General features: G+C 29.7%; 11 protein-coding genes. 1 reads left to right on the plus strand and 10 read right to left on the minus strand.

All coding sequences use genetic code 11. The features are described from left to right. Window positions 1–698 precede the first annotated feature (698 nt). From MTX53_RS11265 to MTX53_RS11280, 4 genes are read right to left on the minus strand one after another with little or no spacing between them, the layout of a single operon-like run. Window positions 699–1,793: a cadherin-like beta sandwich domain-containing protein gene (locus tag MTX53_RS11265; RefSeq protein ID WP_244833878.1), complete on the minus strand. Its 1,095-nt coding sequence runs from the start codon at window positions 1,791–1,793 to the stop codon at window positions 699–701. 18 nt (window positions 1,794–1,811) lie between these two features. Then, entirely contained in the window at window positions 1,812–3,047 is a 1,236-nt protein-coding gene (locus MTX53_RS11270; protein ID WP_244833879.1) for a TolC family protein, read from the minus strand. 15 nt (window positions 3,048–3,062) lie between these two features. Further along, entirely contained in the window at window positions 3,063–6,248 is a 3,186-nt protein-coding gene (locus MTX53_RS11275; RefSeq protein ID WP_244833880.1) for an efflux RND transporter permease subunit, read from the minus strand. Window positions 6,249–6,251: 3 nt separating this feature from the next. Further along, window positions 6,252–7,484, minus strand: a complete 1,233-nt coding sequence (locus tag MTX53_RS11280) for an efflux RND transporter periplasmic adaptor subunit (RefSeq protein WP_244833881.1) — start codon at window positions 7,482–7,484, stop codon at window positions 6,252–6,254. Between the two features lie 154 nt (window positions 7,485–7,638). On the opposite strand from MTX53_RS11280, the gene MTX53_RS11285 reads away from it, so the two are divergent. Further along, window positions 7,639–8,106 (plus strand): MarR family transcriptional regulator, encoded by a 468-nt coding sequence (locus tag MTX53_RS11285; RefSeq protein ID WP_244833882.1) that lies wholly within the window; start codon window positions 7,639–7,641, stop codon window positions 8,104–8,106. Window positions 8,107–8,165: 59 nt separating this feature from the next. Here MTX53_RS11285 and MTX53_RS11290 read toward each other — a convergent pair whose 3' ends face one another. From MTX53_RS11290 to MTX53_RS11315, 6 genes are all read right to left on the minus strand, one after another. Beyond that, window positions 8,166–8,432, minus strand: coding sequence for a GIY-YIG nuclease family protein (locus MTX53_RS11290; RefSeq protein WP_244833883.1), 267 nt, complete (start codon window positions 8,430–8,432; stop codon window positions 8,166–8,168). Window positions 8,433–8,486: 54 nt separating this feature from the next. Continuing rightward, window positions 8,487–9,491 (minus strand): LacI family DNA-binding transcriptional regulator, encoded by a 1,005-nt coding sequence (locus MTX53_RS11295; RefSeq protein WP_244833884.1) that lies wholly within the window; start codon window positions 9,489–9,491, stop codon window positions 8,487–8,489. Between the two features lie 75 nt (window positions 9,492–9,566). Beyond that, entirely contained in the window at window positions 9,567–11,087 is a 1,521-nt protein-coding gene (gene malQ, locus MTX53_RS11300; protein WP_244833885.1) for a 4-alpha-glucanotransferase, read from the minus strand. 166 nt (window positions 11,088–11,253) lie between these two features. Then, window positions 11,254–12,114 (minus strand): carbohydrate ABC transporter permease, encoded by an 861-nt coding sequence (locus MTX53_RS11305; RefSeq protein WP_244833886.1) that lies wholly within the window; start codon window positions 12,112–12,114, stop codon window positions 11,254–11,256. After that, a complete protein-coding gene (locus MTX53_RS11310; protein ID WP_244833887.1) occupies window positions 12,114–12,980 on the minus strand; it encodes a sugar ABC transporter permease in 867 nt (288 codons plus the stop codon). The genes MTX53_RS11305 and MTX53_RS11310 overlap by 1 nt, the downstream gene beginning before the upstream one ends. Window positions 12,981–13,150: 170 nt before the next feature. Then, window positions 13,151–14,464, minus strand: a complete 1,314-nt coding sequence (locus tag MTX53_RS11315; RefSeq protein WP_244835493.1) for an ABC transporter substrate-binding protein — start codon at window positions 14,462–14,464, stop codon at window positions 13,151–13,153. Between the last annotated feature and the right edge of the window lie 244 nt (window positions 14,465–14,708).

Consider the following 14,708-nt stretch of genomic DNA (forward strand, 5'->3'; position numbering starts at 1 on the left):
TAATTGACTTAATTTATTATTTTCTAGATTTTAAATTCATGCCAGCAAAATATATAATTTCGAGCATAATGATCCTGTCATTTATAAAATTTAAAATAATAGAAGGTTTTTAACACCAAGCTGGATTTGTACTAATGATTACTCAAAAGTTTTGCCAACTGTTTACGGTAGTGTGAATACCGTGGGGCACCCGCCGAAATTTCGATAACTCCCCAACCTCGTCAACTTAAGTGAGACTCCAAATCTGTGATTTGGTCAGTCGAACTTACTCAGATGAACGCATATGAATCTGAGTTTCCTTTCCTGACTCCAAATCTGTGATTTGGCTAGTCGAACTTACTCAGATGAATGCATGTGAATCTGAGTTTCCTTTTCCGACTCCAAATCTATGATTTGGTCAGTCGAACTTACTCAGATAAGCGTATGTGAATCTGAGTTTCCTTTCTCTGACTTAAAATCTGTGATTTGTCAGTCGAACTTAAGTTCTGGCGCTTTACTAAATATTACTTTCTATTTGCTTTAACCACTTCCCTTTTTATTTATTTTATGCTCTTAATGTATATTCTATCATATAAATTTAATTTGTCTACAATAATAAATATAAGCTGCGATATTCGCAGCTTATACAACCAAAAATCCTCAGGATTTTCTATCTAAATTGTCATTTGTCATTTACTTTGTCATTTGTCATTTGTTATTTATATTGCCCATGCTCCTGTTTGATCTAAATAATAATCATTTCCATTATCACAAATCCATCCAGTTTCCATTTCTCCTGTGACTTTATTTAAATAGTACCATTTTCCGTAATTTGTATCGTAAAGCCATCCTGTATATCTGTATCCATCGTTTCCCATATAATAATATTTATTAGTTAATCCGTCAAGAATCCAACTATTAACTAAAGGCTTTCCTGAAGCATCAAAATATTTAAGTCTTCCATTAACTGCTTTCCATGTATTTGTATTATTAAATATAGGATCATATCTTGTATCATGTTTTGATGCATCTAAATAATTATATGATGATGCTGTCTTTGAAATTTCTGATCCTCTTATTATTATTAAATTATATATTTTATCATTGTCATCTTTATCTTTTACAACAATCTGAATATTATTTTCACCTTTTTCAAGTGATACTTCTTTTGTAAATCCATCATCATTATCAACATATTCATTATCTATTTTTACTGAATAATCATCATAATAATGTTCTGTGCAGTATGGAACTGCTGTGATTTTTAAAACTTCTTTTTCATTTGGTACATTAAAATAATACTTTAATGTTTTTTTGTCAAAATTAATTTTATAACTATCTGTTTTTAGTTCTTTTAAATAAACCGAATTATCTTCATCTTCATCATCTGAAATATCAGCTTCAGTTCCTCTATAAATATTTAAAACATAAATCTTTTCTTTTCCGTTTTCATCTTCAACTTTTATTTTTATTTCATTTTTTCCATAGTCAAGATCAACTTTTTCTTTGTAATTATTACTTTCATTAACTTTAGATCCATCAATAGAAACTGTAGAATCATCATTTCTAGGTTTTGCAGTTATTCTTATCTCGTCTACATCTTCTTTTACTTCTACATTATATTCATAATTACTTGCAGAAAAATTAATATCGCCTTCACTTAAATAAATGCTTCTAAGCTGTCTATCTGAAAGTGATGTATTACTTTCAGATGCACTTACTTTTTGAGATAATATATTTGTGTATGGAAATGCTACAGAAAATAGTCCTACAATAGCTATTGCTGAAGCAGCTAATTTAATCTTTCTATTCACTTTCTTCACCCCTTTATCTTACCTTGTCCATGGCTGTTCTATATTTGTCTTTAATGTATTGTATCCATTTATTGCTGTTTCAAGAGATGCCTCTAATTTTTTAACATTAAGTACAGCTCTATTATAATCTTGAGCTGTCTTTAAGCCTACATCATATGTAACCTTAAGGTTATCCATTTGTTTTTTAGCTAAATCAAGTTTATTCTTTAAAGTATCTATCTGTGTTTGTGCACTTTTAAGATTTGAATATAATTCAATCATGCTTGTTTTTAAAGTTCTTTTTCCATTTTTAAAGCTATCTGTGCTTGTATCGCTTGAGTACTCTTTCTCTAAATATGCACCATAGCTTGAAACATAACCTGCAAGTGCATTGCCATATGCTTTATAATCAGTATCACTCTTTGCTTTTCCATCTTTATCAGTTTCAAATGTACCATCTTCTTTAAGTTTATACGTAGTATAATCTGCTTCAGATGGCTTATCAGGTTCTTCATTATTATCATCTGCATGATCATCGTTATATTCAACAAGTTTTTTCTTATAAAACATCATATAATCTATCTTTTCATCTAAATAATCATCTAAAGAACCTGTAATTACTAAAGGATTATATCTTATTGTATCTTCAGTAGAATACTCATTAAAATCTTTTCCTGTAATTATTGTAAGAATCTCTTTTTTTGCATTAATAAGTTCTTCTTTAGCTTTTTTTTGATTTTGAAGGTCTATAAGATTAACATTCGCACTGTCTACATCTGTTTGAATAATAAGACCAAGCTGTTTTCTTAATTTTGCATTTTCAAGATCTGTAGTTGTAACTTTAATATCTTGATTTATTTCATCTAGCTCTTTTTCTGCTAAAACAAGATCATTATACCTTGAAGTTACGTCTTTTCTTATTTTATCTTTCAAGAAATCAAGCTTCTGCTCAGACTCACCATACTCAATTCTAGCAAAATCGTCTACTGTATCTATAAAATCATCCAGGCTTTTGAAATCTTCATCATCTTCTAAATCTTTATAAAAATCCCTTTTATCTTTTAGCATATCAATTTCCTTTTGATTTGTTGATACTTCATAGCTGTTTTCTATAGCTGCATCAGCAGCTTCATCAACTGAAATTACAGGCTTATTTTGAACTTCATTTGCTGAAATTGAACTGCTTTTTTCAGCAGCATATACAGGATATGAATATCCACTTAAAGTTCCAAATGCTATATAAACTGCTATTAATCTCTTAATATTTCTATTCATAAAACAACCCTCTCTTTATTTATTAATATTTTTCTTATTTTTTCTATCTATAGATTTTGACTTTATGCTTCCAATCTTAGATTTTATTTTATCATTTGTAAATCTATTAAATTTGCTTTTTATCTTATTTATACATCTTCCAAATTTCTGATTGAATTTATTCTCAAGTTTATCAAATATCATATAAATACTTGGTATTAAAATTAATGTTACAAGTGTTGAAACTGAAAGTCCTCCAATTATTACAATTGCAAGTGGCTGCATTGTTTCTCCACCTTCACCAAATGCTAAAGCTGTAGGTATCATACCAAGTACAGTAGTTGCTGTTGTCATAAGTACCGGTCTTAATCGTTGAGATGCTCCATATGAAACAACTTCTTTAAGATCTTTATTTATATTTGTTTTTCTAAGCTGCTCTATATAATCTATCAAAACTATACCATTATTAACAACTATACCAACAAGAAGTATTGAGCCGAGCATACCTACTATACTTAATGTTACTCTTGTAAGTAAAAGTGCAGCTACAACTCCAACAAAACCAAATGGTATAGAGAACATTATTATAAATGGCTTACTGAATGATTCAAACTGCGCTACCATTACCATATAAACAAGTATTATTGCTATTATCATTGATAATACAAGTCCACTCATAGATTCATTCATCATCTGAGTAACTCCACCATCTGAAATCTTATAATTTCTTGGAAGCTCTACTTCTGCTGCCTTAGCTTTTGCAAGTTTTGATGCTTTGCTTGTATCTATTCCATCAACATCTGCTGTAATATCTACAACATAGTCTCCATCAAACTTCTGAATTGTCTTTAATCCATTTTCCATAGATATATCTGCAAATGCACTTATTGGAACTTCCTGACCAGTATTAGATAATACCTTCATATTTTTTATATCATCTATACTATCAATAGATTTATCTTGAACTTTAAGATTAACATCTATATCATAATCATTTATCTTAGCCTGCGTAACATTGCTTCCATTTATAGAAGTTCTAAGAAGCGTTGCAATAGTTGCTGTATTTATTCCATAATCACTCGCTTTTTTCTTATCAATTATAAATCGTGCTTCCTTATCTGTATCTGATACTGATGTTTCAACATTTTTTAAACCATCAACAGTTTCAAGTTTCTCTTTTATATCCTCAGATAACGATGTTAATACATCCATATCCTGTCCCTGGAACTGAAGTGTAATTCCAGATGATGTTGAACCAGGACTAGATTGCATAATACTGCTTGCCATACTTGTTGTAATTTTACAGTCTGGCACTTTATTCATTCTATCTTCAATTTCTTTTTGTATATCTTTTGTTGAGCGCTTTCTTTCTGCTTTAGGTACTAATTGAATATTTATTGAGGCATTTGAACCTGTCTTTATTCCTGATGTTTCATAAGTTGTAACTACTGTTTTTATTTCATCTATATCTGAAAGTTTTTCTTCAGCCATCATTATATATTCATCACTTGGCTTTAAAGCAAGTCCTTTAGGAAGTTTTATAGAAACACTTATCTGGCCTTCATCTGAGTTTGCCATAAAATCCATTCCTATAAATGTTGATCCAAATATAGAAGCTGCAAATAATGCTATACTTATAATTACTACAAGTTTTTTATGATTAAGTGAAACATCAAGTAGCTTTTTATATTTTTGTTTTACCTTATCAAATATAGGCGATGGTTTTTCCACAAGTTTGTTTTGGCTACCTTTTCCACTTAATTTATTGAATATACTTGGCACTAATGTTAATGAAACTATAAGCGAGATTGTGAGTGCAAATATAAGTGTTTTAGCTAACGAGCCAAACATAATTTCTGCTAAGCCTTCTGTAAATAATATAGGTAAAAATATAGCAACAGTTGTAAGAGTTGATGCTATTACTGCATTTGTAACTGTCCTTGTCCCTTCAATTGCACAATCTTCTATAAGCATATCTCCTTTAGATCTATACTTAAATATATTTTCAATTACAACAGTTGCATTATCAACAACCATTCCAATTGCAATAACCAGAGAACCCGTAGTTACCATATTAAGTGATTCATTAGAAAAATATAAAAGTGCAACTGCTCCAACTATTGATGTTGGAATTGCTACCGAAACAACAAGCGATGCTCTAACACTCTTTAAAAATGCAAAAATAACAATAAACGATATGATGGCACTTTCAATGAGGTTTTTAAATATACTTTTCATTGACTGATTTATAAAATCACTCGTATCATTTATTATCTTTATTGTATAATCAGGATTACTTTTATTTATTTCTTCAACCTTTTTCTTTACTTCTCTCATTACTTTAACTGTATTAGCATCACGCTGCTTACTTACATCCATAATAAGACTCTGCTGACCATTATATCTATATATACCTGTCTGATCTGCTTTTGTAAGTTCTACATTACATAACGAATCAAGGCTTACAGTTTTTCCCGATGCTGTAGGAATTTGAATATTCTTAACATCTTCTAAAGAATTTAACTCTTCCGTAGCTCTTAAAACTATCTTATTTTCCCCTTCTGTTATAGATCCATAAGGGTATGTCTTATTTGTTCCTGATAAAACTCCTGATATTTCTGATATGCTTACCCCATAACTATTAATTACTGAAGGATCTGCTGTTATATCTATCTGAGATTTATCACCACCGTTGCTTTCAGCTGATGTTACACCATCTATTGATTCCATCTGCTTTTGAACATTATCATCTGCAAAATTTGCTATTGCATCTCCAGTTTTATTATCTCCTGAAATTACTAGCTGCCCAACTGGCATATCATTCATATCAGCTTTCATTATAGATGATTTTTCAACATCATCAGGAAGCTGAGCTTGTACCATGTCAACTTTTGAACGTACATCGTTCATTACTTCATCAATATCTACTCCATATTCAAACTCAAGTCCTACCATTGAAAATCCTTCATATGAATATGACATTGTATCTTTTATCTTAGATATACCAGATAGCTGTTTTTCAAGCTTTTTACTTATCTGCTCATCTACATCTTCAGGTCCTGCACCATTCCACTGAGTTGTAACCATCAAAAATGGGAGATCCATATCTGGCATTAGATCAACAGCCATTTTACTATATCCAATGCCTCCAAAAAGTAGTAAAACTAAAAAGACCATTATTATTGTAAGAGGACGTTTAACAGATGTTCTTGTTAAATTCATATTTTAGTCCTCCTTTTCTACTGGATATAGATTACTTCCATCATTAATTAAGTTTAATCCTCCAATAACGACTGTATCATCGCCATCTACTCCGCTTGTTATCTCTATATCATTAGAAGTTTCAATTCCAGTATCAACTTCAGTCTTTACAGCTTTTTTATCATCATCAACAATATAAACGTATTTTTTATCACCATCTTCAATAATTGCTTTTTTAGGAATCTTTATTGTGTTCTCTGATTTTTCAACACTTACATCTACTGATACTGACATTCCTGCCTTAAATTTATGCTCCTTATTATCAATACTTATCTTTACTTCATAAAGTGCTGTTTTATCTCCTGTTACTATAGGAACATATTTTACATTTCCTGTAACCTTTTCTCCACCAATAGTTACTTCTACTTCTTTTACATCAGCTAATTTTTTAAGATCTTCTTCTGTTACATTAAGATCTATTTCAAGTTCATCAGGATTTGAAATCACAAATGCTGGCTGGCTCTGATTTGCCATTTCATGTTCATTAAATGTTTTCTTTGTAATTATTCCATCTACTGGAGATATAAGTGTAAGCTTGTCTAGATTGCTCTTTGCAGTTTCAAGTGCTGTTTCAGCTTGATTAAGCTGTTTTTGTGCAAGTTCTCTTGCCTCTGGAAGTGCTTTTTCTGAAACTGTATCATAAGATTTTTGAGCACTATTTAAATTTTGCTCTGCGCTATCTAGTCCAAGCTGACTTTTCTTATATGAATCTTCACTTATTACTCCTGCCTGATAAAGCTGTGTATTAATGTCCATCTGTCTTTTTGCTTCATCATAATTCATCTTAGCAATTTTTATTGCATTATCCACTTGATTTTCCTGTGAATCAAGAGCCGCTCCTGTCTGACTGTCATAACTTGCCTTTGAAAGTTCATATGCTGCCTGTGCCTGAGCTACACTATTTTCAATATCTTTTGATTTTATCTGCAATAATGTATCGCCTTTATGTACCTCTTGTCCAAGTTTTACAAATACTTTATCAATTGTACCTGGAATTTCTACAGTTACTGAAGTTTCAGACCCTTCTTTTGTTTTCCCTGTAAATGTATTTGTATTCTCTATATTATCATTAATAGCTTTTTGTACAGAAACTGCTATAGGTTTATCAGCTTCTGATGTTGTTTCTTTCGCGCATCCTATAAACGATTGTGAAACTAAAGTAACACAAACTAAAGTTAAAATTATAGTTTTTTTCATTACTTAAACTCCTTTTAAATTTATAAATAATTATTATTGTTTGACAATTTTATAAAACAAATTATAATTAATTATATATTCATAACTATTTTAAAGTCAATAATGAAATTGATAATAATTTTTAAATAAATTTTTTTAGAAAGGATACTATTTTATGAATAATAAAAAAATTGATGAAATATCGGAGCTTATTTTAAGCTATATTTATAATACTCACTCTAAAATCGCTAATACTGATACAGAAGTAACAAAATACTTTTCTTCCGTTGTAGAAAAATTTCAATTTCCTCATTCTCACGCAAGAGTATTAATTTTTCTTACAGAAAATGAGTCAGCTCCAATTTCTACAATTGCAAAGAATTTAAATATTTCAAAACCAAATATGACACCAATAATAAACAATCTTATTAAATATGATCTTGTTAAAAAAATACAAGATAAAAACGATAAAAGAATCACACGAATTGAACTTACTTCTTATGCTCATGAAATAATTAATGAATTTCGTAGTCACTATAAAGCTACAATAATTGAGATGCTAAAAAGACTATCTGATTCTGATATTATTTCTTTTTGTGATTCCATTAATAATATTAACAGAATAATATCAAAATTATATTAACTTTACCTTAATATTTCCTTAAACTTAAAAAACTGATATAACTTACATATTTTAATAAGTTATATCAGTTTAATTTTATTTGGGTTAATACTTTTAATTATTTTTTCTTTTTGCTCACGTTTAAGTCTTTTTATACTACATTCTCTTTTAAGAGCATCGCTCTTTTCTTCAAATTTCTCATAATAAACAAGCTCTACTGGTCTTCGTCCTCTTGTATACTTAGCACCTTTTCCACTTGAATGAGTATTTATTCTTTTCTTTAAATTATTAGTCCAGCCTGTATAATAAGTATTATCTGCACACTTAAGTATATATACATAATTCATATTTAACCTCCAGAAAAAAAAGGCCTCGCATATTAATGCTAAAGCCCTTTCTAATTACTTTTTAAACGAATCCCTATATACTATTTTAGATTTTACAATATAATGATTAATTTTCATATTTTTATTTTCCAAACGATCTATAAGAAGTTTTGTTGCATAATATCCAAGCTCAACACCATTAATATCTACTGACGAAACCTTCGGATTCCTATATTGCATAATAGGGCTATTATTAAATCCAATAATATTTATATTTCTATTATTTTCTTTAAACACATCAATAACTCCCATTGCAATTAAATCATCCTGAGCTACAATTGCTTCTGGTATATTACCACTTTTAAATATTTTTTCTGCAGCAGTTTTTCCATTCTCAATAGAAAAGTCTCTTTCTATAATAATGTCACTATCTTTTACTTTAATTCCATTTACTCTGCATGCTTCTAAAAAACCATTTATTCTATCTTTAGAAACATTCCATCTTTTCTGTGCTCCTATAAATTGTATTTTTTTATACCCTTTATTTATTAAATTTTGAGTTATTTTATAGGTAACTTCAAAATTATCATTATCAACCCAAAGCATCTTGTCTGACTCATCAGGTCTACCAATTATAACAAATGGAAAGCCCGTCTCATTTAGATAATCAATTATTTTATCATTACTTCTTGCTCTTAATATACATATTCCCGCTACAAGATTACTACTTATAAAATCTGCTATTGAATTAAGTTCACTTTCTTCATTATCAGAAAAAGCATATGTTACATAATATCTTTTCTTTTTCGCATAATTGCTCATTCCTTGCATAGCTTCTATAAAGAAAGAATTTGTTATAAGGTCCTCTGATTCATTTGGAAGAACTACTCCCAGAATCTTTGTCTTATTGCTTGCAAGACTTCGTGCTATTGCATTAGGTCTATAATTAAGCTTTCCTATTACTTCATTAACTCTTTCTTTTGTTTTTTCACTTATTCTTGAGCTATTCGATAAAACTCTAGATACAGTTGATGTGGAAACGTTTGCCTCTTTCGCTACATCTTTTATAGTAACACTCATTACTTTTACCTCTAAAATCTATATTATAATATAGCATACTACAAGACTAATGTCCTGTAGTATGCTAATCACTTTTTACTTATCTTCTTTTTTAGTAGCTTTAGTATTTTCATTAAGTCTTCCATACATTTCTGTCATTTTATATATTTTTTCAGCAAGCTTATCTGTAAATACTCCTTTTTCAGCTCTCCATCTCCAGTTACATCCAATTGTTGATGGAATATTTATTCTAGCTTCATCTCCAAGGTTTAAGAAGTCTTGAGCTAATGCAATTGATACATTTGCAATACTTGACCAAATACCTCTTAAGAATCCCCAATTATAGCCTTCTTCTTCTGTAAGGTTAAGATATTTTTTTGCATTTTCAACTTCTTTTTTAGAACCAGAATGCTCAATCCATCCTCTTACAGTATCATTATCATGAGTTCCTGTATAAGCTATAAAGTTTTTATCATAATTATGTGGAAGGAATACATTATCTGGACTTCCATCAAATGCGAACTCTAAAATCTTCATTCCTGGGAATCCTGTATCATTTCTAAGTTTTATAGTTGCTTCTGTTAAAGTTCCTAAATCTTCAGCAATAATGTTTACATCTCCAAGTTCTTTGTTTATTGCATTAAATATCTTTATTCCAGGTCCTTTAACCCATTCTCCTTTTTCTGCTGTAGGATCTCCGTATGGAATTGACCAGTATGATTCAAATCCCTTAAAGTGATCTATTCTTAATACATCATAAATCTTAAGGCTCTGTCTTATACGTTCAACCCACCATTCAAAGTTTGTTTTCTCCATATACTTCCAATCATATATAGGATTTCCCCATAATTGTCCTGTAGCAGAGAAAATATCAGGAGGACATCCTGCAACCTTTATTGGCTTTAATGTTTTCTTATTTATAAGGAATGCCTGTGGATTAGCCCATACATCAGCACTATCTTCTGATACATATATAGGCATATCTCCAATAATTTCAATTTCTAACCCATTAACATATTCTTTTAATTTATTCCATTGTTTGAAGAATTCAAACTGAAGAAATTTCCAGTACTTTATATCATCAGAAAGTTCATTATGATATCTTTTAACTGCTTCTTCTTTTCTAAGTTTTATATCTTCATCCCAGTTCTGCCAGCTTTGAAGATTAAACTTATTTTTTATAGCCATATAAAAAGCATAATTTTCAAGCCACTCTCCCTGATCTTTTTCAAATTTTTCAACTTCTCCATTATCATGCTTTTTAAAATTTTCATATGCTTTTCTTAAAACAGCAAGTTTATTTGTAAATATCTTGCTATAATCAATATCTTCAGCATTGTTTCCAAAATCTACTGAATCATAATCACTTTTTTCTAATAATCCATCTTTGTTTAATATATCAAAATCAATAAAATATGGATTACCAGCAAATGCTGAAAATGATTGATAAGGTGAATCTCCATAACTTGTTGGTCCTAAAGGTAGTATTTGCCAATATTTCTGTCCTGCTTTTTTTAGAAAGTCTGCAAATTTATATGCTTCCTCTCCAAATGTTCCAATTCCATACTTTCCAGGTAATGATGCTATATGCATTATCATTCCACTGCTTCTTTTCATTTATTTTCCCTCCTGATATGTTATGTATTTTTTTCTTTGGTAACGATACCTATTTTATCACATATTAAATATATCACTTTATGCATACTATATACAAGAAAAATTAAAGAGTCTGAATTAATTCTTTATTATTCAAAAATTTAACCAGCCTCTTTAATCTAAATCTCTACTTAATTGATCCTTGAACTATTCCAGCAATTATCTGCTTTTGAACAAAGAAGTAGAATATTATAATTGGAATTATTGCCATAACTAAAGCTGCCATTGCTAACTCCCATTGCTTTGAAAATGCTCCAAAGAAATTATTCATAGCAAGTGGTATTGTTGTTACCTTCCCATTTACTGTTAAGAAAGGTAATAAGAAATCATTCCATATCCATATACTATTTAAAACTGCAACTGTTACTGTTGTAGATTTTAAAAGTGGTAATACAACCTTAATAAATACCTGCCATTTTGAACATCCATCAATAATAGCTGCCTCTTCAACCTCTTCAGGGACACCTGTTATAAACCCATGATAAAGGAATACACTCATTGCGCATCCAAATCCAATATACATAAATATTAGACCATATCTTGTCCCAAGCATCTGAAATGGACCAAACTGAATTTTGCTCATCCACTGAACTAGAGGAATCATTACTGCCTGGAATGGTACTACCATTGCAGAAACAAACAAATAGAAAATTATTTTGCTCTTTCTATCCTTAGTTCTTGCAAGAACCCATGCAGCCATTGCAGAAAATAGTATTATAAGACTTACACTAAATACTGTAATTATTATTGAATTTACAAATGACGGAATAAAATCCATCTTAAGAGCTGCATCTTTGTAGTTGCTAAATTTCCACATAGAAGGAAGTCCTATAGTATCAGAGAATATTTCTCTTCTTGTTTTAAATGAATTTACAAGCATTAAATAGAATGGCACCATATATATAATTAAAAGTATCCAAGTTAATACTTCTACTAATTTTAACTTGCCACCATAACTATCAAGTGTTGTAAGCTTTTTTTTAGTCATTATAGATCTACCTCCTTCTTCTTGTTAAAGTAAACCTGAGTCATCGAAATTCCACATACTAATATAAAGAATATAATTGCTTTTGCTTGTCCAACTCCCATATTATTAAGTACAAAAGCTTCCTTATATATATTAAGAGCTAACATTTCTGTACTCTTAAGTGGTGTAAGTGAAAAGTTTAAATCAAACATCTTAAATGAATTTGATAAAGTTAAGAATAAACAAACTGTAATTCCTGGTCTTACCATTGGAATTGTTATATTTTTAAATGTCTGCCATCCATTTGCTCCATCTATATGAGCTGCTTCGATTAAATCATGTGGCACATTTTCAAGTGCTGAAACATATATAACCATTATATATCCAGCATACTGCCATGATGAAACAATAAGCATTGCAAACATTGCACGAGCTGATCCTTGAAGTAATGATATTGAAAGTACTGCATTTCCTATATTTTTTCCGAAAGATACAAATACTGAATTAAATAAGAACTGCCAGATAAATCCTAAAATTAATCCTCCAATTAAGTTTGGCATAAAAAATCCTGTTCTTAAGAAGTTTTTAGTTTTTAAATTTCTTGTAACTATATATGCAAGACCAAATCCAATAAAATTAATTGTTAAAACGCTTGCAAAAGTATATAAAATTGTAATAATTAAAGAATATAAAAATTGCTTATCCTTAAAAACTGCTGCATAATTGCTAAGTCCAACAATATTATAGTTATTACTTGCACCATTCCAATCTGTAAATGTGTAATAAATACCTATAAAAAACGGAATAAATACAACCATTATTAATGCAAAAACAGCTGGACCTGCAAACATCCAAAAGTCCTTATTATCTCTTGCTTTTTTTGTCATCTTTTTCTCCTTTCTAGATACCCTATATATTTATATTAGTGAAGTATTTGTCTATCACTTTAACTAACTAATATAGATATCAGAAACATTGAATATTTTTTAAATTGTAGTTGCCTTATTTAAAATAAGGCAACCATTTTTCTTTTTAATTAAATATTCTAGATTGTATTTTACTGTGCTTGTTTTGGTGATGCATCTTGTATTGATTGAAGTAATGTCTGTTTATCTGCTTCTCCCATATCACTTGCTGCAAATTTTGAGAATAAAGGTCCTAATTTATCCATACTGAATCCATCAGGTAAATTAGTAAATGCCCATTTTAAAGTTTTACCATCTTTATTATATTCAGTGATTGATTTATTAAGAGGATTCTTGCTTTCAACATCAAAGTTTTTAAATGCTGGTATCATATTCATCTCGTTAACTAATGATTCTTGACCAGTCTTACTTGTTACCATCCAGTCTAAGAATGCTTTTGCTTCTTTATTTACACTTGAATCTTTATTTACAACCCAATACATTGGAACACCAACTGGAATTGATGCACTTACTTTTCCATCATTACCAACTGCTAATGGAGCAAATCCCATATCAAATTTAGCATCTAATTTATCAAGATCTGAAGCAATCCAGTTACCTTGTTGAATAAATGCTGTCTTTCCAAGTGCAAAATTTGCAACCTGAGTACTATAATCTATAGTATCAAGAGCTTTTCCTCCACCATATTTACAAAGAAGTTCAACTAAGTTTGCCCAATCTTTGAATCCCTGATTATTAACTATATCAGCAGTTCCTGCTATATAATCTTTAGTAAACTTATCAGGATCACTTTGAGATGCTAAACCTAAATTAAATGTATGATTTCCAGTTACCCATGTCTCTTTTGTAGTATAAGAAACAACATTATCAAGTCCAAGATCAGCCTTCTTAGAATCTAATGTTTCAAAAGCTGATTTTAATTTATCAAATGTAGTAAGAGTACTTGGATCTATGCCTGCTTTTTCTAAAATTTCTTTATTGTATACTAAACCATATCCTTCTGTAGCTGCTGGCATACCATAAATTTTATTATCTATAGTTATTGTATCAAGAGTACCTTTAACTGCATTTTTAACCCATTCTTGATCAGTTAATTCATCAATTTTATCTTTCCATACATTATAATCTCCTGCACCTTGAATCATAAATAAATCAGGTTCAGTTCCCTTTTGGAATTCAGCTTTTAGTGCAGCACCATAATCTGCTCCACCTCCAACTGTTGTAATATCAATCTTTACACCAGTTTCTTTCTCATATTCTTTAGCTAATTTCTGCAAAGCATCGTTAATTTCAACTTTTAACTGAAATACTTTTACAGTCTTACCTGAATCACTATCAGCTGATGAATCTTTTCCTGCTGAATTAGTTTGAGATCCACATCCTGCTAATGTACCCATAGCTAGTGATGCTGCCATTAATAATGAAAATATTTTTTTCTTCTTTATCATCCTTATTCCCCCTAAAAATTATCAGCTTCAAAAACGTTTTCAGATAACGTTCTTATAACTGTTTCTCTTTTATACATAATAAACAGAATAAAACGTTTTCTGTTTATGTTTTTATTATAAACATCATAATAAAGTATTACAAGTTCTAAATTTTCAGATTATTCAAAACTATCTCTCATATGCTTTATTTTTCTTTTAATATCGCTATTTTTTATTTAATGCAAACGTTTGAATTATTTTT

This window comes from Clostridium sp. BJN0001, assembly GCF_022869825.1.
In the GTDB taxonomy this organism is placed as follows: domain Bacteria; phylum Bacillota; class Clostridia; order Clostridiales; family Clostridiaceae; genus Clostridium.